16 protein-coding genes, 1 tRNA gene and 1 other RNA gene are annotated in these 23,229 nt (G+C 56.9%); 3 read left to right on the plus strand and 15 right to left on the minus strand.

Translation table 11 applies throughout. The features are described 5' to 3' along the window. Positions 1–52: 52 nt before the first annotated feature. From bcsC to bcsR, 6 genes are read right to left on the minus strand one after another with little or no spacing between them, the layout of a single operon-like run. Entirely contained in the window at positions 53–3,538 is a 3,486-nt protein-coding gene (gene bcsC / locus PGR23_RS12245) for a cellulose synthase complex outer membrane protein BcsC (RefSeq protein WP_396279323.1), read from the minus strand. After that, positions 3,520–4,626 carry a cellulose synthase complex periplasmic endoglucanase BcsZ gene (gene bcsZ / locus PGR23_RS12250; protein ID WP_396279322.1) on the minus strand — a complete coding sequence of 369 codons (1,107 nt, stop codon included), beginning with the start codon at positions 4,624–4,626 and terminating at the stop codon, positions 3,520–3,522. Before bcsZ ends, bcsC begins: the two co-directional genes overlap by 19 nt. A 6-nt stretch (positions 4,627–4,632) precedes the next feature. After that, positions 4,633–6,987 carry a cellulose biosynthesis cyclic di-GMP-binding regulatory protein BcsB gene (gene bcsB, locus PGR23_RS12255; RefSeq protein ID WP_396279321.1) on the minus strand — a complete coding sequence of 785 codons (2,355 nt, stop codon included), beginning with the start codon at positions 6,985–6,987 and terminating at the stop codon, positions 4,633–4,635. A 10-nt stretch (positions 6,988–6,997) separates the two neighbouring features. Further along, complete coding sequence (gene bcsA, locus PGR23_RS12260) at positions 6,998–9,616, minus strand: UDP-forming cellulose synthase catalytic subunit (RefSeq protein ID WP_045390803.1); 2,619 nt, start codon at positions 9,614–9,616, stop codon at positions 6,998–7,000. Further along, positions 9,613–10,350, minus strand: a complete 738-nt coding sequence (gene bcsQ, locus PGR23_RS12265) for a cellulose biosynthesis protein BcsQ (protein WP_047047797.1) — start codon at positions 10,348–10,350, stop codon at positions 9,613–9,615. The genes bcsA and bcsQ overlap by 4 nt, the downstream gene beginning before the upstream one ends. Positions 10,351–10,361: 11 nt before the next feature. Next, on the minus strand, positions 10,362–10,550 hold the full coding sequence (gene bcsR / locus PGR23_RS12270; RefSeq protein ID WP_045390797.1) for a cellulose biosynthesis protein BcsR: 189 nt from the start codon (positions 10,548–10,550) through the stop codon (positions 10,362–10,364). 168 nt (positions 10,551–10,718) lie between these two features. Between bcsR and bcsE the strand changes: the two genes are divergently transcribed. The 3 genes from bcsE to bcsG are packed head-to-tail and all read left to right on the plus strand — an operon-like array spanning position 10,719 to position 14,145. After that, entirely contained in the window at positions 10,719–12,275 is a 1,557-nt protein-coding gene (bcsE, locus tag PGR23_RS12275) for a cellulose biosynthesis protein BcsE (RefSeq protein WP_396279320.1), read from the plus strand. Continuing rightward, a complete protein-coding gene (bcsF, locus tag PGR23_RS12280) occupies positions 12,272–12,469 on the plus strand; it encodes a cellulose biosynthesis protein BcsF (RefSeq protein ID WP_045390791.1) in 198 nt (65 codons plus the stop codon). The genes bcsE and bcsF overlap by 4 nt, the downstream gene beginning before the upstream one ends. Beyond that, positions 12,466–14,145, plus strand: a complete 1,680-nt coding sequence (bcsG, locus tag PGR23_RS12285; RefSeq protein ID WP_047047789.1) for a cellulose biosynthesis protein BcsG — start codon at positions 12,466–12,468, stop codon at positions 14,143–14,145. Before bcsF ends, bcsG begins: the two co-directional genes overlap by 4 nt. A gap of 82 nt (positions 14,146–14,227) precedes the next feature. On the opposite strand, the gene PGR23_RS12290 is transcribed toward bcsG, so the two are convergent. The 9 genes from PGR23_RS12290 to eptB all read right to left on the minus strand — a co-directional run bounded on the left by PGR23_RS12290 (position 14,228) and on the right by eptB (position 23,094). Continuing rightward, positions 14,228–14,335 (minus strand): type I toxin-antitoxin system toxin Ldr family protein, encoded by a 108-nt coding sequence (locus tag PGR23_RS12290; RefSeq protein ID WP_015703763.1) that lies wholly within the window; start codon positions 14,333–14,335, stop codon positions 14,228–14,230. Positions 14,336–14,633: 298 nt separating this feature from the next. Further along, positions 14,634–15,647, minus strand: a complete 1,014-nt coding sequence (gene dppF, locus PGR23_RS12295; RefSeq protein ID WP_015369233.1) for a dipeptide ABC transporter ATP-binding subunit DppF — start codon at positions 15,645–15,647, stop codon at positions 14,634–14,636. Then, entirely contained in the window at positions 15,644–16,627 is a 984-nt protein-coding gene (dppD, locus tag PGR23_RS12300; RefSeq protein ID WP_045390786.1) for a dipeptide ABC transporter ATP-binding protein, read from the minus strand. Before dppD ends, dppF begins: the two co-directional genes overlap by 4 nt. A 10-nt stretch (positions 16,628–16,637) precedes the next feature. After that, positions 16,638–17,540 carry a dipeptide ABC transporter permease DppC gene (gene dppC / locus PGR23_RS12305; RefSeq protein WP_045390783.1) on the minus strand — a complete coding sequence of 301 codons (903 nt, stop codon included), beginning with the start codon at positions 17,538–17,540 and terminating at the stop codon, positions 16,638–16,640. A gap of 9 nt (positions 17,541–17,549) precedes the next feature. Further along, positions 17,550–18,569, minus strand: coding sequence for a dipeptide ABC transporter permease DppB (gene dppB / locus PGR23_RS12310; protein WP_002921786.1), 1,020 nt, complete (start codon positions 18,567–18,569; stop codon positions 17,550–17,552). A 133-nt stretch (positions 18,570–18,702) separates the two neighbouring features. Further along, complete coding sequence (gene dppA, locus PGR23_RS12315; protein WP_047047780.1) at positions 18,703–20,310, minus strand: dipeptide ABC transporter periplasmic-binding protein DppA; 1,608 nt, start codon at positions 20,308–20,310, stop codon at positions 18,703–18,705. Between the two features lie 757 nt (positions 20,311–21,067). Continuing rightward, positions 21,068–21,200, minus strand: a non-coding RNA gene (locus PGR23_RS12320) — RtT sRNA. Between the two features lie 34 nt (positions 21,201–21,234). Further along, a tRNA-Pro gene (locus PGR23_RS12325) sits at positions 21,235–21,311 on the minus strand. Positions 21,312–21,402: 91 nt separating this feature from the next. After that, positions 21,403–23,094, minus strand: coding sequence for a kdo(2)-lipid A phosphoethanolamine 7''-transferase (eptB, locus tag PGR23_RS12330; RefSeq protein WP_047067268.1), 1,692 nt, complete (start codon positions 23,092–23,094; stop codon positions 21,403–21,405). Between the last annotated feature and the right edge of the window lie 135 nt (positions 23,095–23,229).

The raw sequence follows: 23,229 nt of genomic DNA on the forward strand, positions 1-23,229 counted from the left end.
ACGCGAACAGCGGGGTGGATTGGCGATTAGCCGTAGAAATCAGGCTAATCTGCTACCAATCCGCATAAGGCACCAACGGCTGCGGCGGCATATCCATGTCGCCCTGCCAACCGGAAGCGGAATAGCGCACGTACAGCAGCGCGTGGCTCGGCGTGTAATCTTTGGCCTGCTGAATATCCACCGCCGCGCCGACAAACCAGTTGCCGGTAACTCGCCGTTCCACCAGCGCCCGTGCGGTATAACCGAAGCCCTGGCTGCTGCCGCCCTCTTCTTTTAGCTGGCTGGCCTCGTAGCGATACTGCGACGGAATCAAATTCAGCAACGGATAGCGCGCCTGAGTTTGCGTGCGCGAATGGGACCATGACACCGAACCGCCGAGTTCCCATGACCAGTTTTCGGTACGCTGACGCCAGATGACCGGCACCGAGAAAGAGAGATACTCCTGCGGGCTGTAGTAACCGCCCTGACCCAGCGTGTAGCCGCTGAGGTCTTTGTCGTAGTGCCAGATCATATTGGTCAGGCCGACGGTCACCCGGCGATTATTTTCATTGATCGCTTTATAGTAGTAACCGGTCATCCAGCGCACGCGCCAGTTGTCCTCGACGTTTTTGCCGGTGAGTTGGTCCGCACCCAACGATGACCAGATGCCGTTCGCCTCGCCTTTATCGTAGCTCAGGCTGATACCGCCGCCGGCGGCGCGTACCCCGCCCCAGGTAGTACCGGTGTGGCCGTCGTTAGGGTTATCTTTTTGCCCGCCGAAGGAGAGCAGCGAGCTGGAAATGGGCCGCCGGTGGACGTTGACGGTATAGCCGACCGGCCCGGCATCGCCGCTATAACTCAGTCCCCCCACGACATCGACCACGTTAAAGCCCATCGGCGTGGTGCCGATATCGCCGCTCCAGGTGTCGTTCTTCCAGCCGACCGCCACGCTGGCGCCGCCGTCGCTCTGATTTTTGCTACCGCCATAGCAGCTAATTTCGCCGCAGGTCCCCCAGCTCGGCGAGTAGCCGCCGTCGCTATTGGTGGAAAACGTCCCGGCGTTCATATTCACCACATCGGTACGGAAGAACATCCGTCCGTCATACAGCGGCGCGTCCACCTGCAGCATGGTGGTGTGCGCTTTGAGGTCTGAATAACCGCCGGTGCCGCTCGATCCCCAGTAGTCGTGCTCAAGGGTAACGTTAAGATCCTGCTGCCGATAAAGATCGGCGGCGTCGCTGCGGATCCCGCGCTTCAGCCAGTCATCCTGGCTATCGTTGCGGGTCAGGCGGGTAAAGGCGTCATTATCCTGCGGGCGAACGCGGGTCACACCAGAGGCTACCATCGCGTCTTTATAGCTTTCCAGGGCCTGCTGTGGTTGATCGCTTTGCGTCTGGAAGCGCGCGGCATCACGCAGCACCAGCGCGCTTTCCATCGACGGCGGCTGGCTTTTCGCCTGCGGCACGATGCGGTCGAATATTTGTTGCGCGCCCGCGGTATCGTCAAATCCGGCGCGGGCCAGCGCTACCCGGCGCTGCATGTTGATCGATTCCGTATCCGCATCCTTCAACTGCGCGACCTGCGCGCGGGCGGCATTTTTATCGCCCTCGGCAAGATAGACTTCCGCCAATCCCAGGCGCGCATCGCCATTATCAGCCTGCTGGCTCAGCACCCGATGGTACTGGGCTATCGCCTCTGCGCTATCGCCGCGCTGCTGCGCCCAATCCGCCAATGCCAGATCGTAGCGTACCGATTCCGGCTGCCGTTTAATCAAGGCAATAGCCTGCGCTTCCTGCCCGCTATCGCGAAGTTGGTTGGCCTCGCGCATCACTTTGTCGCTTTGCAGACGCCCTTCCAGTTCACGGATATTATCGGTCCACTGTCCGCGCGGCAGCGCGTTAATTTGCGCCAGCGCCGCATCATCCTGATTATTACCGGACAGATAGAGCCCGTAGGCGTAAACCCGTTCGGCATCGCCCGGCTTGCGGTTGGCCATGTTACGCATCAGCGCGTCCGCTTCCGGCCGCTGGCCGGCGCTGACCAGATCTTTCGCCAGCCGATAGGTTATCCACACGCTTTCGGGATCCAACGCCAGACGCCGCCGCTGCACCTCCGCGGCCTGCGCCCAACTGCCCTGGCTTTCCAGCGCTTCAGCCTGTTTTTCCAGCCGATCGTTGGTGAGACTGCGTTCGATATCATCAATACTGCGCCGCTGACTAGCGGATAGGCTGGCAATATAGGCGCTGGCTTTTTCAGGCGACTCACGGCGATAAACATTCGCCAGACCGCGTACCGCGAGGTTATTGCCGCGATCCATCCGCAGCGCCTGTCGATAGTAGCGCTCGGCGGCGGCGTCATCTTTGCGCGCCGCGGCGACATCGCCTAACCCCAGTACCGCGTAGCTGTCGGTGTTATCCACCCGCTGCGCCTGGGCGTAGGCGTTTTGCGCCTGCGCCAGTTGGCCTGCTTTCAGCGCGTTATCACCCTGTTTAATCAACAGCCAATAGCGGTTGGTCTTCAGCAGACTGTCCCACTTATCGCGATTCGGGCTTTTCGGATCCATCGCGATCGCTTTATTGAGCTGCGCCACCGCCCGCGCCCGGTCGCCGCGCTGTGAGTAAGCGGCGCCCAGCGCGCCGACGGCATCGCTATCGCGGGCATCGGCGCGTACCGCCTGCTGCAGATCGGCCACCGCCTGCGCCGCATTGCCGGATTTCACCGCCGCCAGTCCTTCGCTTTTAGCGCGGAAGGTCGGATCTTTCAGTTGAGTTTGTTGCTGCGCCAGCAGCAGCCGGGCATTAGCGGCGGCGGATCCGGCGGGGAACAAGAGCAGGAATCGCTGTAATGCCTGAACGCTGCCGCTGCTGACCGGCATAGTTTTAATTTCGCCGAGCCACATATCTGCCGCGATACCGCGACCTGAAGCCGAACGCGCCATCTGTTCCAGATAGGCGAAGCCTTCCTGCTGCTTGTTATCTGAAAACATCTGCTTCGCCAGCGAGGTCAGCAGAGTGACGTTATCCGGGGTACTGGCATTGAGTTTTTTTAGCTGGCTAACGCCTTCACTATGGCGAGCGGGCAATCGCGCCACCAGCGTCCAGTATTCGATAGCCGCTTCGGTATCCGTCGGGACGCCGCCGAAGAGCTTTTCATAGGCGGCGATGGCTTCATCGACCTTTCCGGCCACGCCGAGCAGGCGCGCCTGCTGCAGCTCTTGCTGTCCTTTGCCTCCGCTGAGATCGATCTCGCTGCGCGTCGCTTTCAATGCCGCTGAGTCAGGGGCCAGTTTCGCCAGCAGATCGAGCTGCTTTTGCGCGCCGGCGGTGTCGCCCTGACGCAGGAGGTAGCGAGCCCGCGCGGCGAGATAATCCGGGTTATTCGGGTCGATCAATTCCAGTCGATAAAGCGACTGACGTACCAGGTCTTCACGGCTGCTTGCCTCGCCGAGACGCACTTGTTCCAGCAGATGCTGCTGCGCAGGGGTATTCGCCGCCTGCGCCAGCGGCAGTAGTGCGAGACCGACAGACAGCGTGATGAAGCTTAGTGAGAACTTGCGCATTCCTGGTTCCAGTCAGGTTGTAATTCGCCACCTGCGGCGAAACGAAAACGATGTTGATCCCACCCCTGGCCGAACAGCGTCAGCACCGCGCTATAGTAGGCATCCGCGTCGGGATAATGATCGGCGACCCGTTGGCGCTGTAGCGCGCGGGCGTCCTCATCTTGTAAAAACGGCAAAATGGAAGCAGAGAAACCAACCGGACCCTCGCCAGTCGTTTTCCCGCTGGCGATATTGGTTTTTTCCGGCGGCAATCCCTGTTTGATCGTCTGAGTCGCCATCGGTTTGAAACGCGCCAACAGCGGCGCTTTTTGTTTATCGGCGTTATTGAGCATCCCGACCCACAGATAGACGCGAATAGCGTCATAGCTACCAATAATCGGCTTATCGGTTTTCAGCTGCCAGCCGCTGCCTTTCTCATAGCGCACCCAGTCCGGCGAGAAGCCTTTCGGCGCCGTTTCCAGCAGCAGCCGCAGATTGCTGTCGCGGATCTTCGGCCACGGCGCGCCAAAGCGGGTAAAGTAGGTGGCGAGCTGCGGCGGCAGATAGCTTGGATTAAAGCGCCAGCCCTTGTCGTCCGCGAAACCGACTTTCCCCGGCAGTACCGACGGCCCCAGTCCCGGAACATCAGCGACTTCTTCATCGGCAATCCGCGCCAGCAGCGCTTTTCCTACCTCAGTATAGTTATCAACCTTCCACAGGCGTCCGGCTTCCAACAGCGCCCAGGCAATCCACAAATCAGAATCCGATGCCGAATTGGTGTCCAGCACCGTCCATTCATCCTCGCTCTTTTTCCCCCATAGCCATCCCGGCAGATGGGCGCGCAGATCGCCCTGCGCCAGGTTGTTCTGCGTCCACTGAAATAGCTTATCGAAGCCCTGACGATCGTTGGCCGCCAGGGCGAAGAACAACGCATAGCTTTGCCCTTCGGAGGTAGTGATTTTGCGCGCATCGCTGGGGTCGATGACTCGTCCTTCGGCGCTGACATACGCTTTTTTAAACTGCTCCCAGGCGGGCCACTGGCAGGCGGCGCTCACCTGCCCCGCCGCCAGCATTAAAACCGAGAGAAGTACCCCACGAAATGCGTTCATCAGCAATTACTCATCATCAGGATCAAGACGGCGACGGCTGAGAATACGCAGCATGCGCCACAGCACCCACGCCAGCAGCACAATGCTGACGGCCGCCAGAATCGCCAATAGTATCGGATGGCTGGAGAGCGCAAACCAGATGCGCTCGAACCACGGCAGGTGGCCGACATAATAGATATCGCCAACCCGCAGGCTATTGACGCCGGATTCACGAATCACCGCCACCGAACCGAACATCGCCGCCCGTTTACCGCTGTCATTTAAGGCGTTTGTGAGCAGCTCGTTACCGCGTGGGCTATCGGCCATCAGGGCGATCACGCTGCGCTGATCGTTGTACGGCGACTGGAAGCCAATAATGGCCGCCATCGGCCCGGAAGAGGTGATGTCGGTTCGCGTATGCGGCGTGCGCGCGTCATCATCCGGATAGATGCTGGCCAGGTCATAATGACGCATCGGCGTTTTCACCCAGCTTTTGGTCGCCTCGACCAGTAGATTGATTTTGGTATCGTCTTTCAGCGACGGCGGAATAGCGCCAATCAGCATCAGATCGGCATCTTTGCCCTTAATCTGGTTGCCGTCGTCGGTCATCTGCACGTTGATAGCCGCCAGCCCGGTCTGCGCGCCGATGCCGCCTACCGCCTGCAGCAGCGTCTCAACCTGACCCGCATCAGGCGTTTTCGGCACCACGATTAGCGTCTGAGAAAGATCGGCCATGCGGGTATACGGGAAACCGGCATTAGCGAAGACGCGCAAATCCGGCATCGCCAGGAAGTGGTAATACTTCGAAAAGTCGATGGTGGAGTCATCGCCGATCACCACGTGGTTCTGCACCGGCTGGAAGGTAATACAGTTATCGATGTTGCCGCCGGGCATCGGGTTCATGTACTGAAAATCGAAGCGCAGCTGGTTCATCGCACCGAGACGCAGCGCGGGTATGGTCACCTGGTTCTGGCCATCCAACAGCCCCTGCAGCACCGGCAGGCGTAAAATTAGCTTATTCACATCCTGCGAGCTATTGAGGCTAAACGACTGCAGGAACTGATCGTTAAGGCTGATATCCATCCGCGAGCTGTCTTTGATAGGCGGCATGGTATAGCGATATTTCAGATCCATATCGATGCCGTTGGCGCGAAGCAGGTATAGATCCGGCGGTAGGTTCAGCGCCAGGTTAATCGAATCTGGCACCAGGCCGCTTGATTGCAGCTGCTGCTCATAGGTTTTCAGCTCGCCGAAAGTCACCGGTCTGTCGGTACGGACCCAGTTCGGCGCGTCATACGGCTGGCGCGCCTTCAACTCTTTCACGCCATCCACTACCACGCTATCGCCGCGGAACAGAATATTTCCCTGGGCAATACCCTTCGCCGCCACCAGCAGGTCTTGATCGTTGCGACCGAAGATCACCAGCAGCTTGACGTACGGGTTGCTCGGGTGGTTGACCATTTCGATGGTCGGCGCTTTCACCGGCGGATGGTCGCGCAGGAAGTCCGGACGCTTATCGTTGGTGGCGAAGATGATAGCGTTGCGTTCCGGTATCTCATTGAAGTGGACCGGGAACTGCTGACCGCGCCAGCCGGCCTTGCTGCCAAACCAGGAGGCGACAATCGCCGCCGCCTGCTGCTGTTTGACGTCAGGCGCAGCAGCAAAAACCATCGGCAACGTCAGCGGACGGTTGTCGCGCGAGTCGTAGAACGGTACCGGGAAGTGGGACAGGTCGTTACGTACCTGCAGCGACTGATAGGTTAAATCCAGCGAGCTCTCACGGCCGATATCGAGCCACAGCGTACTGCTGGCCGGGTTTTCGCAAACGTCGCGATAGTGGCCGACAAACTCCAGCCGCACGCGGTTAAAATCGGTGATATACAGTGGATCGACGGGGATCTGGGCGCTCACTTTTTTACCCAGTTGCTCTTTGGTGACCGGCAGTACGCCCATCAGCTCGTCGTTGAGATAAACCTTCAGCTGCGACTGCACCGGCAGCAGCGATGGCGAAGGCGTGTAGTCAAGATTGAGCAGCGCTTTGGCGACCACTTCATCACTGCGCATGCCGAATTCCACGGCGCCCTCTGGGTGCGAACCGCGTAGCACCATACTCCCCGGCGGCGGTGCGATTTGCGCAAAAGTCAGCTTCACGTCGCGAGAGGGAATGTTGTCCGCCACCACCACCGGCGCGGCAGGTTCGATAACCGCCGCCGTCGGCTGGCCATCGATAATCACCGGCGCTGGCTGGGCCGCCCCCGTTGTGACGGGAGCATCGACCACCGCGGCATTCGGCGTCGCCGCCGGAGCCGAAAATGTTGCGAAGGGGTACCAGCTGCTCATTCCCACCGCCACTGCACAAATCAAGGAAAGTTTTCTTTTCATCGCATTATCATCATTGTTGAGCCATTGCTGGTTCTGCCGAAAGCACCGCCGCGGCGCGTTCGGGACGGCGCGGCAAAAACGATACAATCCAGGCCACCAGCGAGGTGAGCGAGCGGAAAATAACCTTCACCGACGGCGGCGAGAACTCCGCCAGGTGACGATATCCACGGAACCCCAGCTTGAGGATATCCAGCAGGCTTTCCATCGGCTTATCTTCCGGGAAGCTGTCCTGCCAAAGCGCCCACGTATCAGCGCGGGCAAACGTACACTGCACAAAATCAATATGTTGCTGGTTAGTCAGCGGCAGCAATTGCAGGCCGACTTCACCGCCGTTGACCCGCGCGACGCGAACCGGGAAGACGTATTCTTGCTGTCCGCGTTTGAGCAGCAAATTCACGTGTTGCCCTTCCAGTACCCGCGCGTCGCCGTGAATTTTTATCCCCAGGCCGCCGTCAGAGTAGTCATGAACGGTACAGGAGAACAGGTGGCCATCCGGGCGGGCAATCGCCGCCGGCATCGACATCTCTACGCGGTGCGAACGCCGCACCTGCTTGCTCTCCACCGACACCGCCACGGCGCCGCCGAGGATGATTAAGTTATAAAATACCCAGATGATGCTGACCCAGACGGTTAAAATTTCGTTCTCGGGTCCGTACATAAAGCGCCAGATGCCGACCGCCACGCCCACCAGATTAAGCAACACCAGATAAATATAGGGGCGTGAGATAACCCAATCGACATACTCATCTTTCACTAGTCCGCCTTTGGCGGTGACGTTGAACTTGCCTTTGTGCGGGTTAATCAGCGCGACGAAGGTCGGTGGCGCGATATACCATGCCAGCACCGTTTCGTAGATTTCACTCCAGAAGGAGTGGCGGTACTTGCCCTGGATCTTCGAGTTCGTCAGGCTGGCATGGATCATATGCGGCAGCACGAACAGCGCGATCATAAGCGCCGGCGCATAGATGATATAGGCGTGTAACAGCAGGAATGCCAGCGGCGCGGTGAGGAAGATAAGCCGCGGGATACCGGACAAAAAGTGCAGCATCGCGTTGACGTAGCAGATACGCTGCGCCAGCTTCAACCCTTTACCAAACAGCGGGTTATCAAGACGGAAAATCTGCACCATTCCGCGCGCCCAGCGAATACGCTGGCCGATATGCGCCGACAAGCTTTCCGTCGCCAGCCCCGCCGCCTGCGGGATGCGCATATAGGCGGAGGTATGGCCACGACGATGCAGGCGCAGTGAGGTGTGGGCATCCTCGGTGACCGTCTCGACGGCGATACCGCCGATTTCATCCAGCGGGCCGCGGCGAATGACCGCGCAGGATCCGCAGAAAAAGGTCGCATCCCACATATCGTTGCCGTCCTGCACCAGGCCGTAAAACAGCGTCCCTTCATTTGGCGTTTTACGAAAACGGCCCAGGTTGCGTTCGAACGGATCCGGCGAGAAAAAGTGGTGCGGCGTCTGCATCATCGCCAGCTTTTTATCCTTCAGGAACCAGCCCATGGTCATCTGCAGGAAGGAGCGGGTCGGCACGTGGTCACAGTCGAAAATAGAGACGAACTCGCCCTTCGCATACTTCAACGCATTGTTGATATTACCGGCCTTGGCATGTTCGTGGCTGGTACGCGCGATGTAATGGACGCCGACATCTTTCGCGAACTGGCGAAACTCTTCGCGCCCGCCGTCATCAAGGATCCAGATATTGAGCTTATCCTTTGGCCAGTCGATACCCTGCGACGCGTAGATAGTATTTTTCACCACGCTAAGATCTTCGTTGTAGGTCGGGACGAAGATATCCACCGTCGGCCATTCGTTCATATCTTCCGGCAGCGGCACCGGCTGGCGATTGAGCGGCCACACCACCTGGAAATAGCCCAACACCAGCACAATCCAGGCGTAGGTTTCGGCAAACAGCAAAATCAACCCGCACACCAGGCTGACCGGATCGTTCCAGTTCAGCGTGGAGGTATAGCGCCACCAGATGTAGCGACAGGAAACGGTCAGCGACAACACGATCAACATCAGGGCGGAGAAACGCCCCGGAATACGCCGCACCAGCAGCGCGACGCCCCACAACAGCAGCAGGAAAATAAATTGCGACAGCGGGTTAAACGGCTGGGTGATACACAACAGCGCCAGAATCAGCGAGAAGAAGGTGATGGTACCCAGCACCAGCCGCCGCAGCTGTGGATGCAGGTGCTCAAGCTCTTTCTGCTTATCGAGATGGCCGGTACGGGTGTTGACCTTTTCCGGTAATTTTTCCATCCACTGCGCGTAGCGCCCGTGAACCCCTTCCAGCGCCGCCAGCGAGCGCCAGTTAATTTTTTTATCCGGTTCCGGCACCCGGGTCGCCAGTAGCCAGAGCGACTGCAGCAAATAGCGTATGGGATCTAACGGGCGTGGGCGATGCGGATTAATATGCGGAAAATAGTCGCCGTGGTGTTCGCGAATAGCTTGCCAGCGCGGCGTCTCAAGCGGCATTAACGCCCACGCCAACGACACCCACAGGCAACCGAGAAAAGCTGAAAGCACCGACGCGCCATGCTGACGATAGTCATCATAACGTGCGCTCAAGCGCTCGCCCACCGGCGGCGCCAGCAGCAACGTACTCAGGCGGATCATGCCGCTCCCTCTCTGGCATAGTGCAGCAGACACCAGTTGGCCAGCGTCAGCACCTCTTCCGCCGCCAGCGAATCCTGGCGATATTCGCCAAGCGGCTGTTTAGCCGCCAGACATTCCGCCATCGCTTCATCGCGGTGAATCGTGACCGGCAGAATACGGCGCTGGCTTTCCAGCCACAGTTGATAGAGATCTTCCTGCAGCTGGCTGCCGACGCGCAGGTCGTTAATCAAAATATCCGCATTAGCAGGCAGCGCCTGCTGATGCAGGCGAATATGGCTGTTGCCGTCGGGATGCACAACCTGTAGAGCGCGATGGCAAACGTTCAGCAATTCGCGGGTAAGCGGAGAGTAGCCTTCGGGTATATCAATCAGCAGCCAGCGGTGGCTCCCCTGCTGGTCGAGCAATTTGATTTGCTCCGCGATAGGTTCCAGCGTCGGACTGAACTTATCAACGTGCTCACGTTCGCCAGGCGTCAGGCGGCCAAACGGCAGAAGATCGATATGCGCGGTGTAGCGCAGCCCGGCGTCGCGCCAGTCACCTCCGTCAATCAACGAGCGCGCCCAGCCGTTGCGATGGTCGAAATCAACGTTGAAGAAAAAGCGCAGCATATTGTCCGGGCTGGCATCGACCACCAGCACGGTTTCACCGAGCAGCTGTAGCGCCCAGGCCAGTGCGGCGGTAATAGATGTGGTGCCTACGCCGCCGCGTATGCCTTGTAATCCCAGAATCGCCATCGACGGCTTCCTTACTTTTTCTCAGCTAATTCGGCCAACAGCGGCCAGCGTTGCAACGCCGCAGCGAGCTGTTCGCGTCGGGAAATGTCGTGGTAATCAATATCCGGCAGGGAAAATGCCCGGCTTAATGCCAGGAAATCATTTTGGAAGGTATATCCCAGCGTTGCATCGCCAGGTACCGTAGGGTCTTTTTCCGGCATTTCTCTGTCCATTCGAAAAACACATTATAAAACCAGGAAGTGGAAACCGCTCATCCCTAAAATTACGTGTACATGCTAAAACTGATGTCCTTTAATTTCAATGTTAGGTTTACTCTCACGCTTTCGCTAGTAAACTAATCATTGTAAATAGGGCACGCGAGGAACATCGTGGATATTGTATATACATTGGGTATTTCATCATTATGGGACGAAGTATGCCATATGCCCGTTGGCGGGGTATGGTGGCTTAATGTCGACCGCTATGCCGACGCCGTCAGCCTGCTGAATCAAACGCTGGAAAGCCAGGCTCTGGAAAGCAAGGTCTCCGCCATAATAATGGGTAAAAAACCTAATGAAGTCATATCCTTAAGAAAAGATCGCGGTCCTGATAAAATCGCACTATTCACGATGCCAGATCGCCCGGAAGGCCTGCAGGAGTTGCACCGCGACATACTTTGTTCTATGGAACCTGGCAACTATTTATTTATTCTGCTATGTACAGAAAATTCCTGGCAAAATATAAAAACAGAAGAATTACTCCATTGGGTAGAAAAATCTAATCGATGGGCCAAATACCATAACTGCTCTCTTATGGTACTTAATTCGGCTAATGATACCGACAAACAACTTTCTCCGTTATTACGCCAGTACCGCGCCCTTTCCGGGCTGGCGAGCATTCGTTATCAGGGCGATAGCCATCTATTTGATATCGCGTGGTGGGGCAGTGAGAAAGGTATTAGCGCGCAGCAGCAGCTGGTTATTTTACACGATGATGAGGGCTGGCGGCTGGCGCAGAGCGAAGAAGCGGCAGTGCAACCGCGTAGCGACGAAAAAATCGTCCTCAGTAATTTGCGCGTGCTGGAAGGGGCGCCTGCGCTTTCCGAATACTGGACGCTGTTCGAAACCAATGACGCCGTCTTTGAAGCCGGTCGTACCGCGCAGGCGGCCACCTTGCTATTTTCCATTACCCAAAATGAGCAAATAGAGCAGCTCGGACGCTATATCCATACCCTGCGTCGCCAGCGCGGCAGCGCCTTAAAAATCGTGGTACGTGAACAAACGCCGAGCCTGCGCGCCACCGATGAACGCTTGCTGTTAAGCAGCGGCGCCAACATGGTAATCCCCTGCAGCGCCGGGCTTTCTCGCTGCCTCACGCTTATTGAAAGCGTGCAAAAGCAGAAATTTACTCGCCACGTTCCGGAAGACTTCAACACGCTGTTGACCTGGAGCCGGCCGCTTAAACTTCGCGGTTATCAAAAGTGGGACGCCTTCTGTGAAGCGGTCAGCAATATCATGGCCAACACGCTGCTGCCGCCGGATAGCAAAGGGGTAATGGTGGCGCTGCGCCCCGCGCCGGGGCTACGTGTCGAACAGGCGTTAACCCTTTGTAAACCCAACCGCATGGGCGATATCGCGACGATCGGTAATAATCGATTAGTGCTGTTTTTATCGTTTTGCCGGGTAAATGACCTGGACACGGCGTTAAACCATATCTTCCCTTTACCGACCGGAGACATTTTCTCTAACCGTATGATTTGGTTCGAAGATAAGCAAATTTCCGCGGAAATCCTGTTGATGCGCGGCATATCTCCTGACAACTGGAACACGCCGCTGCCGATTACGGTGGGCAAAAACGAAGCCCTTAACGTTAAACACGATGGGCGCCAGTGGCGGCGAATCCCTGAACCCTGGCGACTCTCCACCGACGGAGAACCGCGGTCATGATGTCTATCGCCGATATCATTCAGCTGATCGTATTGTGCGCCCTGCTATTTTTCCCGCTGGGATACCTGACGCGCCATTATCAGCGCCGTATTCGCACCACTTTACGTTTGATGTTCTTTAAACCCCGTTTCGTGAAACCGGCCGGCGTACTGCGCCGGGAGAGCGCGACCAGGCAGGGCAAACCGAAAAAATGACTAAAGCAAAAACTACCGCTACGCCGCTTCCGCTATGGCAGTACTGGCGCGGCCTGTCCGGCTGGAACTTCTATTTTCTCGTGAAGTTTGCCCTGCTGTGGGCGGGATACCTGAACTTCCATCCAATGCTCAACCTGGTGTTCCTCGCCTTTTTGCTGGTGCCGATCCCCCGTGAAAAACTGCACCGGATACGCCACTGGATAGCGATTCCGCTCGGCTTTGCCCTGTTCTGGCATGACACCTGGTTACCGGGTCCGGAAAGCATCATGAGCCAGGGCTCGCAAATCGCCGGTTTCAGCGCCGATTACATCTGGGACCTGATCACCCGTTTTATTAACTGGAATATGGTCGGCGCCTTCTTTGTGCTGCTGGTGCTGTGGCTATTCATCAGTCAATGGCTGCGCGTTACCGTCTTCGTTTCGGCGATCATGGTCTGGCTGGTTATCAGCCCGCTGCTGCCCTCCTTTACTTTATGGCCCGCCGGGCAGCCGACCACCGCAGCGGCCACGCCGGCGGCAACGACCGGTGGAACGACAACAGCCGCGGCATCAACCAGCGCCGCCGCCAGCGGCGATATCCCGCCGCAGACCGAACCGCCAACCTCAGCTAACCTTAGCAATTGGCTGAAAACTTTCTATGCTTCTGAACAGAAAAGAAAAACACCGTTCCCGGATCAGCTGCCTGGGGATGCGCAGCCGTTCGATCTGCTGGTTATTAATATCTGTTCCCTGTCATGGTCAGACATTGAGGCTGCCGGGTTGATGGATCATCCGCTGTGGAAACATTTCGATATCCTCTTCAAAAACTTTAACTCCGCCACTTCCTACAGCGGCCCGGCAGCCGTTCGCCTGCTGCGCGCCAGCTGCGGCCAGCTATCGCATAACAACCTGTATCAGCCGTCTGGCAACGAGTGCTACCTGTTCGAAAATCTGGCCAAACTCGGCTTTACCCAACAGCTGATGCTGGGGCATAACGGCGTATTCGGCGACTTCCTCAAAGAGGTTCGCTCGCTCGGCGGCATGCAGAGTCCGCTGATGGATCAGAGCGGTTTACCGGTAATCCTGCAAGGCTTCGACGGATCGCCGGTTTACGACGACCAGGCGACGCTCGATCGCTGGCTACAGTCTACCGAGAAGCTTAACACGCCCCGTACCGCGACCTTCTACAACACGCTGCCGCTGCACGATGGCAACCATTATCCCGGCCAAAGCAAAACGGCCGACTATAAGGCCCGCGCGCAGAAGTTCTTTGATGAGCTGGACGCCTTCTTCACCGAACTGGAAAAATCGGGGCGTAAAGTGATGGTGGTGGTGGTGCCGGAACACGGCGCCGCGCTGAAGGGGGATAAGATGCAGGTTTCCGGGCTGCGCGATATCCCAAGCCCGTCGATTACCAACGTACCTGCGGCGGTGAAATTCTTCGGCATGAAGGCACCGCATCAGGGCGCCGCGGTGGAAATCACTCAGCCTTCCAGCTACCTCGCGGTTTCTGAACTGGTGGTGCGCGCCCTGGACGGTAAGATGTTTACCGAAGATAACGTCAACTGGCAGCAATATACCGCAAATCTGCCGCAGACCGCGGCGGTATCAGAAAACTCCAACGCCATTGTCATTCAGTATCAGGGCAAACCCTACGTGCAGCTAAACGGCGGCAGTTGGGTGCCGTATCCGCAGTAAAGACGAAAAAGGCCGCAGGAGAATTCCTGCGGCCTGTTCGGGCGCAAATTGCCAACGCAGCAGACTCACGCCCGCCGGTCCGTCACTTCTGGTTGTGCATCCAGCTGACGATAATGCTGACCACGATGCCAGCAATTATCGGCGCCGCCAGATCGTCCCATAAGATCAGACCTAACTGTGTGAGCGTCATAGAGCCGCCTGTATTGCAATGGCAACCGTTCGCGGCTATCTTTAACTTGTCTGGAGTTATGATAGCCCTCGTTCAGTTGCCTGGTTAACACCAGCAACGTGCGAGGGTTTTCTCTTTCCAGCAACTTATCTATGCCGCCGGGGTTCAAGCCCCCGCAACATTGCGCCTCACCGGGCGAACCCGGCTTGGCGTCAATTCTACTGCTCCGAGTCATCGCCTTCACCACGCCCTTTGGCAATCTGCGAGGCGCATTCCAGCTCTCCCCCGCAGAAATCATCACGCGACAACCCGCTTCCCATCACGCCCGCGCTTTCTCGGGATTCTCATCCTGATCAACGGCAAAGCAAGCCACCAGTTGGCCGCCGTAATCCTTAAGCTGCGGCTGAAGCTGGGTGCATGGGCCAAAGCGTCGGCGGCAGCGCGCATTGAAGGCGCAGCCCGGCGGCGGATTCAGCGGGCTCGGCAGTTCGCCGGTGAGCTTAATGCGCTCGCGTCGATCGTCCGGGTTCAGACGCGGCGTCGCTGACAACAGAGCCTGAGTATACGGATGACGCGGGTTATTAAAGATCTGGTCCTTGGTCCCCTTCTCCACGCAGCGGCCAAGATACATCACCATGACTTCATCAGCGATGTGCTCGACGACCGAGAGATCGTGGGAGATAAACACGTAGGACAAGCCTAAATCCTGCTGCAGGTCCATCATCAGGTTCAGCACCTGCGCACGTACCGAAACATCCAGCGCGGAAACCGGCTCATCGGCTATCACCACATCCGGATCCAGCATCAGTCCGCGGGCAATAGCGATACGCTGGCGCTGGCCGCCGGAGAACATATGCGGGTAGCGATCGTAATGTTCCGTTTTCAGGCCCACCTTCGCCATCATCGCCAGCGCTTTTTCACGCCGCTGCTCTTTGCTCAGGCTACTGTTGATCAACAGCGGCTCTTCCAGAATCTGCCCCACTTTTTTACGCGGGTTCAGCGAACCATATGGATTCTGAAACACAATCTGGATTTTTTGCCGCCGCAGCTTTTGCGCCTGCGGGTCGTGCTTGAGCAGATCCTGCCCCTGATAATACAGCTCGCCGCCGGTGGGAATTTCAATCATCGTCAGCAAACGACCCAGCGTCGATTTGCCGCATCCCGACTCCCCCACCACCGCCAGCGTTTTACCGCGTTCAAGGGTAAAGGAGACGCCGTCCAGCGCTTTCACCAACCGTTCCGGAGCAAACAACCCTTTCTTCACCGGATAGTGTTTTTTCAGATCAATGGCCTGCAACAGCGGTTGTTGCGTGGCGGCCTTTTGCGTACTCATAATCCAGGCCTCCCGGCATCATCGAGTGGGTAGTGGCATTTTGACTGACGGCCGCCGTCGAGATCCGCGAGCGCGGGCTCTTCACTCCGGCATTTATCCGTGGCATAGGGGCAGCGCGGGTTCAGCAGGCAGCCGTTTGGGCGGTCATATTTCCCCGGAACAACCCCCGGTAGCGATGCGAGACGCGCCTTATCCTGGGCAAACTCCGGCAGCGCGCGCAGCAGCGCCTGGGTGTAAGGATGGCGCGGCGCGCGGAAGATATCTTTCGCATCACCGGTCTCCACCACCTGACCCGCGTACATGACGATAATTTTATGCGCGGCTTCCGCCACCAGCGCCAGGTCATGGGTAATCAACACCAGCGCCATATTTTCTTGCTGCTGCAACTCCAGCAGCAGTTCGATAATCTGCGCCTGAATGGTCACATCCAGCGCGGTGGTCGGTTCATCGGCAATCAGCAGTTTTGGCCGGCAGGCGATAGCCATCGCGATCATCACGCGCTGGCTCATCCCACCGGAAAGCTGATGCGGGTAAACGTCCAACCGCGACGCCGGGTCAGGAATACCCACCAGGTTCAGCAGGTCGATCGCCCGCTGGCGGCGGGTTTGCTTATTGCCGCCCTGATGGACCTTAATCGCTTCCATTATCTGATAGCCGACGGTAAAGCACGGGTTGAGGCTGGTCATCGGATCCTGGAAGATCATTGCCACTTCCGCCCCCACCAGCTGACGCCGCTCTTTTTCCGAAATTCGCTGCAGATCGCGGCCGTTAAATTCCAGTTTGTCCGCCATCACCCGACCTGGGTAGTCAATCAGGCCCATAATCGCCAGCGAACTCACCGACTTACCGGAACCCGACTCGCCCACGATACCGACCACTTCGCCCTGCTTCACGCTATAGCTGATGCGGTCCACGGCGCGGAACGGCGCATTTTGCTCGCCGAAATGCACCGATAATTTATCTACATTTAATAACGCCATCTCGAACCTCTTACTGCTTCAGTTTGGGATCGAGCGCGTCACGCAGACCGTCACCCATCAGGTTAAATGCCAGCACCGTCAGCAGGATCGCCACGCCCGGGAAGGTCACCACCCACCAGGCGCTTTGTGCGAACTGCAATACGTCGGAAAGCATGGTGCCCCACTCAGGCGTCGGCGGCTGCGCGCCCATGCCGAGGAACCCCAGCGCTGCCATGTCGAGAATGGCGTTAGAGAAGCCCAGCGACGCCTGAACGATCAACGGCGCAAGACAGTTAGGGAGAATATTAACGAACATCTGGCGCATCGCGCCGGCGCCCGCTACGCGGGAAGCGGTCACGTAATCGCGGTGCACTTCCACCAGCACCGCCGCGCGCGTCAGACGCACATAGTGCGGTAGGGCAACGAAGGTGAGCGCCAGCGAAGCATTGACGATTGACGGCCCGAAGATAGCCACCAGCACCAACGCCAGCAGCAGGCTGGGCAGCGCCAGCATGATATCGACCACGCGCATGATGATGGAGTCCACCACCCCGCCGAAATAGCCAGCAACCAGCCCCAGCACTACGCCGAGGATCAGCGACAGCACTACCACCAGACAGCCCACCAGCAGCGACAGGCGCGCGCCGTACATCAGGCGCGAGAGAATATCGCGCCCCACGTCATCGGTGCCAAGCAGGTGCGCCATACTGCCGCCATCCTGCCAGAACGGCGGCGCCAGCAGCGAATCACGGAACTGATCCGCCGGGTTATAAGGGGCGAGAAAGTTGGCGAATACCGCGATGATAATCATCACCGCCACGTATACCAACCCGACGACTGCCCCTTTGTTGCGTTTGAAATAGTGCCAGAACTCCTGCAGCGGGGTCATTGGCACCGGCGCGGCGACAACTTTATTTTCTGTAATTTGTGACATGATGGCCCCTTACTTCTTATGCCGGATACGCGGGTTCACCACGCCGTACAGCAGGTCGACCAGCAGGTTGACGAGAATAATCATCGTCGCCACCAGCAGCACCCCGCCCTGCACAACTGGATAATCGCGGCGCTGTAGCGCATCGATAAGCCAGCGGCCTAAACCTGGCCACGAAAAAATCGTTTCGGTCAGAATGGCGCCCGCCAGCAGCGTGCCCACCTGCAGACCAATCACCGTAACCACCGGCAGCATCGCGTTGCGTAGCGCATGGATGACAATCACCCGCATGCGGGTTAACCCCTTAGCGCGAGCGGTACGGATGTAATCCTCGCCCAGCACTTCCAGCATCGACGATCGGGTCATACGCACGATCACCGCCAGCGGAATCGTACCCAGCACGATGGCGGGTAGGATCATATGCATTAAGGCATCGATAAAGTCGCCCTGTTCACCCCAGATGGCGGTGTCAATCAGCATAAAACCGGTCAGCGGCAGGGTATCGTCAAGGAATACCGTATCGCTGATACGCCCGGAGACCGGCGTCAGGTTCAACTGTACCGAAACCAGCATAATCAGCATCATGCCCCACCAGAAGATAGGCATCGAGTAGCCGGTCAGCGCCAGGCCTACGGCGGTATGGTCAAAGATGGAGCCGCGTTTTACCGCAGCCAGCACGCCCACCGGAATACCGACGGCGACGGCGAAAATCATCGCGCAGACGCCCAGTTCGAGGGTGGCCTTGAAGCGTGGCACAAACTCTTGCCACACGGGAATGCGGCTTTTCAGCGAGATCCCTAAATCACCGTGCAGTACGCCCCAAATATAATGGGCATATTGCTGCCACAGCGGCTTATCGAGGCCCATTTCGGCCAGCAGCTGCGCGTGACGTTCGGGGGAAATACCACGTTCGCCCGCCATAATCATCACCGGATCGCCGGGGATCATATGCACGAAGGCAAAGGTGAGAAGGGTAATACCGATAAATGTCGGGATGACGAGTCCCAAACGTCGGAGAATAAACTGCAACATAACCCGGATTCTCTCTAGTGACGCCAGGCCTGGTGACAAGGCGTCTGTATTGCTCACAAATGTATTCCCCGAATAGCGGGAATACGCCCCCCGCCTCTCCCACGCGGGGAGAGGGGGTCAGGCATCGTGCTTATTATTCGACAGAGACGTTATCGAAGTGGTGTTTGCCAAGCGGATCAACCACATAGCCTTTGACTTCTTTACGCACTGGCTCGTAAACGGTGGAGTGGGCGATGATCAGCGCCGGAGCCTGGTCATGCATCACTACCTGAGCCTGTTTGTACAGTTCAATACGCTTGTTGTGGTCGTCGGTGGCGCGCGCCGGTTGAATGAGGTCTTCAAACGGCTTGTAGCACCAGCGAGAGTAGTTAGAGCCGTCTTTCGCCGCGGCGCAGCTGAACAGAGTTGCGAAGAAGTTATCCGGATCCCCGTTGTCGCCGGTCCAGCCCATCATCACGGTCTGGTGTTCGCCCGCTTTTGCACGTTTCAGGTACTCGCCCCACTCATAGGTGACGATCTTGGCCTGTACGCCGACTTTCGCCCAGTCAGCCTGGATCATTTCAGCCATACGGCGCGCGTTCGGGTTATACGGACGCTGTACCGGCATTGCCCACAGGTCGATGGTGAAGCCTTTTTCCATGCCCGCTTCTTTCAGCAGCTGCTTCGCCTTTTCAGGATCGTAGGTGTAGTCTTTAACGTCATCGTTATAGCCCCACATGGTCGGCGGGATCAGGTTCTTCGCCGACTGGCCGGCGCCCTGATAAACGGCTTTGATGATCGCTTCTTTGTTCACCGCGTAGGTCAGCGCCTGGCGAACTTTGACGTTATCGAGCGGTTTTTTCTCGGTGTTGAAGGAGAGATAACCCACGTTCAGACCCGGCTGTTCCAGCAGGTTGATGTTTTTATCTTCCTTCATGCGCGCGATGTCAGCCGGGTTCGGATAAGGCATCACCTGGCATTCGTTTTTCTGCAGCTTGGCGTAGCGTACGGAAGCGTCAGGGGTGATGGAGAAGACCAGACGATCGATCTGCGGCTTGGTGCCCCAGTAGCCCGGGAAGGCTTTATACAGAATGCGCGAGTCTTTTTGGTACTGCAGCAGTTGGAATGGGCCAGTGCCGATTGGGTTAAGGTCTACTTTTTCCGGCGTGCCGGCTTTCAGCATGTTGTCGGCATATTCTTTCGACAGGATAGAAGCAAAGTCCATCGCCAGGTCAGCGAGGAACGGCGCTTCCGGGCGAGTCAGCACGAACTGGACGGTATTATCGTCCACTTTCTTCACTTCGCTAATCAGGTCCTGCAGGCCCATCCCTTCGAAGTACTCATAGCTGCCGCCAGAGACTTTATGGTACGGGTTTTTGTCATTTTTCTGACGGTCGAAGGAGAACACCACGTCGTCGGCATTCAGATCGCGCGTCGGTTTAAAATCTTTATTATCCTGCCACTTCACGCCTTTACGCAGGTGGAAAGTATAGGTTTTACCATCCTCGCTGACATCCCACTTCTCAGCCAGGCCAGGAATAACTTCGGTCGTACCGGTTTTGAATTCAACCAGGCGGTTGTAAATAGGTACCGAGCTGGCGTCATAGGTGGTACCAGAGGTGAATAGCTGTGGGTTAAAGCCTTCCGGCGAACCTTCAGAACAATAAACCAGGGTTTTAGCTTGTACGCTTGCGGCGACGGTCATGGCGACCAGGCTCAGACCAAGCTTCAGCATCCCTGACTTTTTCAAGGAAATACTCATTATTCTGCTCCAAAACTGTGATGTTGTTTGCATATAGCCGCCAGACCTTTATTTATTTTTTACCCGGTCTGGTCGGTGGTGCCCGAAGGCGTTGAGAGAGATGGGGATTCCGTTCGCTAAAACGACTGAGTTGCAGTACGGATTCTCCATGAAATGCCCCTCATGCCGTACAATCTGTCAACAGAATGGAGAAACGTCAATACAGCTAACCGGGTTTTGCGTCAGGGGTGAGAATCGGTGGGCAAAGATTAAAAAAACTTGATGGCGCTATTTTCAGCAGAGAAATTTATGCTACCGGCAATAAACCAGAATAAAGCCCTTAATAGTTTGCAACATCTGGTGATAAACAATTCTTAAAAATGGTGAAAATTTCTTCCCATGTGGCCATTATGTGAGCGATTAATAGCGCGAACGTTAAAACGCACAGCGGAAAATGCTGTACTTAGTCATAAGCTTCGCGAAAAAAGATCTATTCATCGATAAAAAAAAGCAATGGAAGATGTCACAAAACAGCGAACAGCTGGCGAGATGCGCGGGGAAATGCGATTTTTGTGATTCTGACAAGGTTTTCACCCCGGCTTGCGCTGCGCTTAGCCGGGCTACCGGGCTGGTTATGCGCTGTGCGAATGTAGCCCTGATAAGGCGCTTGCGCCGCGATCAGGGAAGCGCTCGAGTCGAACCTCTGCCCCCGGAGGTTCTCATCCTCTTCGGGCCACAGATGCAAAAAAGCCTGCTCGTTGAGCAGGCTTTTCGAATTTGGTCGGTGATAGAGGATGACTCGCCACTTCGTGGCTCGCCCTACGGGCCGTTGCTGACGCAACGTTCTCTCGCTACGCTCGAGTCGAACCTCTGCCCCCGGAGGTTCTCATCCTCTTCGGGTCGCAGATGCAAAAAAGCCTGCTCGTTGAGCAGGCTTTTCGAATTTGGTCGGTGATAGAGGATTCGAACCTCCGACCCCTTCGTCCCGAACGAAGTGCGCTACCAGGCTGCGCCAATCACCGAATGCGGGGCGCATCTTACTGCTGGGATGCACACCCGTCAATGCCTTATTAGCAAAAAATCAATCAAGCGGCGAGAATCTCGCCACTGCAGCTATTCTTTCACCGCTTTCTTCGAAGCCGGCACGCGACACCAGTTATTGTTTTCATTAATCCCGCCGTCCGGCGAGGTATAACCAAGACAACCCATAATGGTGTCATACAGCTCAACGTGACGGTGCGGAGCCTTCGTTGCCGCCTGCTGCTTGAGACGCGCAAAGGAGGCGGCATGGTCCGGGTTCGCCAGATACTTATCCGACATCCAGACCATCATCGGCACGCGGAACTGTTCCGGCGGCGCCATCATGCGCGGCGTACCGTGCAGATGTTCGTGTTCATTAATCGACTCGCCGTGATCGGCGGCGTAGAACACGATAGCCTTTTTATCCCGCAGTTGGTCCAGCACGCTAACGATAAAGTGATCCACGTAGGTGACGCTATTATCGTAAGAGTTTATCAACTCGGCCTTCGAACATTTGCTGTCCACGCCGATACACTCCGGTTTCCATTGCGCGAAGCTGCGCGGATACCGCTGGGTGTAGTTAAAGTGCGATCCCTTGGTATGCAGGATAATCAAGCGCTTGCCATCAGGATTTTGCTCCATACCGCGCTTCATCTCATCGACCAGCAGCATATCATCCACGTTCTTGCCGCGGTTGCGCGGCTCGGCGCCGATCTGCTCGCGATAGGCGATATTGTTGGCCATCGTATTGCTGTAGAACCACATCTCGCTCTGCATGGCGTACAGGTCGCCGGCAAAACCTAGCTGGTGCAGAACAGCGAACACATTCTGCTCTTTCAACGTCCGCTGCGGATTATCATCCGCCCCGCCCTCGCGCACAAACATACAGCGCAACGACAGCTTGGTGGCGGTATCGCAAGAGGTGCCGCGGAATGCGACAAGATTCTTCTCTTGCGCCAGCTTCGGCGTGGTATTGCGGTTATAGCCGAGGATACCCATATGATCCCAGCGGGTGGTCTCGCCGATAATAAACACCACGTAAGTATCATCAAGATCCTGCGGCGCCACGTAGGTGAATTTTTTCGCTGGGTTAATCAGCGACTTGTTATCAGACGATTCATCCACCTGCGCCCAGGCGTACAGCCCGAGCGCCGACAGCCAGTTTGAAGGCAGATACGAGTTGGCAATGACGCCGCCGTAGCTTGGCATATCGACCTCTGAATTGCGCTCAACGTTCTTCTGGCGCACTTCCAGCAGGCGAATCGGCCCCCAGACCATCAGCCCGGCCAGCACGACTATCAGGATATTTTTCACCCGCTGCCCCGGCGTCTTGACCTGTTGCAGTAGCGTCTTACGGCAGCGGTTGCTCCAGATAAGAAGGAGCGGCAACACGCTAACCGCCGCCAGCCAGAGGATCAGATGCCAGCCGATAACCTCTTTCGACAGGTCAATATCGGTAGTCATCACCGAAGCGATAATTCCGTAGCCAATGACCACATTGAGGAAAGTCATGTAATAACTTGCCCCAGCGGAAAACAGCACCACCAGCGTGGCTAAGATGCGCCAGACCCGACGGCCAAATAACGAGAGCAGACGCAGCAGGAAGAAGGTGACCAGCACCGTCGCCACCAGTTCCACCACTCCGGACAACCCTTTCCAGACGGTAAACTCTTGAGCGTAACCATCGAAACGACGGAAAAACACCGCGGCGTTCATAAACCAGCCGATGTACAGCGCAAGCCAAAAACTCAGCTTCTGCTGCGACATCGTTTTAATGTATTTCATGCAAGCAAACCTGGGAAACGAAGAGATAAAACCGCCCTGATTAAAACGATATAAACAGGAAGATTAATTAAGTGCGTCTGGGTTGGTTATCGGAAACCTCTACAAAGCGCGCTAAGTAGACCACAGCAAATGGGA

The organism is Klebsiella sp. 141162 (assembly GCF_050600755.1).
GTDB classification, from domain to species: Bacteria; Pseudomonadota; Gammaproteobacteria; order Enterobacterales; family Enterobacteriaceae; genus Klebsiella; species Klebsiella aerogenes.

Excerpts from the sequence above, each read along its gene's own strand:
- PGR23_RS12290 (WP_015703763.1), bottom strand. The coding sequence starts at position 14,335 with ATGACGCTCACACAGTTAGGTCTGATCTTATGGGACGATCTGGCGGCG.
- bcsF (WP_045390791.1), top strand. The coding sequence starts at position 12,272 with ATGATGTCTATCGCCGATATCATTCAGCTGATCGTATTGTGCGCCCTG.
- dppF (WP_015369233.1), bottom strand. The coding sequence starts at position 15,647 with ATGAGTACGCAAAAGGCCGCCACGCAACAACCGCTGTTGCAGGCCATT.
- bcsZ (WP_396279322.1), bottom strand. The coding sequence starts at position 4,626 with ATGAACGCATTTCGTGGGGTACTTCTCTCGGTTTTAATGCTGGCGGCG.
- bcsB (WP_396279321.1), bottom strand. The coding sequence starts at position 6,987 with ATGAAAAGAAAACTTTCCTTGATTTGTGCAGTGGCGGTGGGAATGAGC.
- bcsA (WP_045390803.1), bottom strand. The coding sequence starts at position 9,616 with ATGATCCGCCTGAGTACGTTGCTGCTGGCGCCGCCGGTGGGCGAGCGC.
- bcsQ (WP_047047797.1), bottom strand. The coding sequence starts at position 10,350 with ATGGCGATTCTGGGATTACAAGGCATACGCGGCGGCGTAGGCACCACA.
- eptB (WP_047067268.1), bottom strand. The coding sequence starts at position 23,094 with ATGAAATACATTAAAACGATGTCGCAGCAGAAGCTGAGTTTTTGGCTT.
- dppB (WP_002921786.1), bottom strand. The coding sequence starts at position 18,569 with ATGTTGCAGTTTATTCTCCGACGTTTGGGACTCGTCATCCCGACATTT.
- bcsC (WP_396279323.1), bottom strand. The coding sequence starts at position 3,538 with ATGCGCAAGTTCTCACTAAGCTTCATCACGCTGTCTGTCGGTCTCGCA.
- bcsR (WP_045390797.1), bottom strand. The coding sequence starts at position 10,550 with ATGCCGGAAAAAGACCCTACGGTACCTGGCGATGCAACGCTGGGATAT.
- dppD (WP_045390786.1), bottom strand. The coding sequence starts at position 16,627 with ATGGCGTTATTAAATGTAGATAAATTATCGGTGCATTTCGGCGAGCAA.
- dppC (WP_045390783.1), bottom strand. The coding sequence starts at position 17,540 with ATGTCACAAATTACAGAAAATAAAGTTGTCGCCGCGCCGGTGCCAATG.
- dppA (WP_047047780.1), bottom strand. The coding sequence starts at position 20,310 with ATGAGTATTTCCTTGAAAAAGTCAGGGATGCTGAAGCTTGGTCTGAGC.
- bcsG (WP_047047789.1), top strand. The coding sequence starts at position 12,466 with ATGACTAAAGCAAAAACTACCGCTACGCCGCTTCCGCTATGGCAGTAC.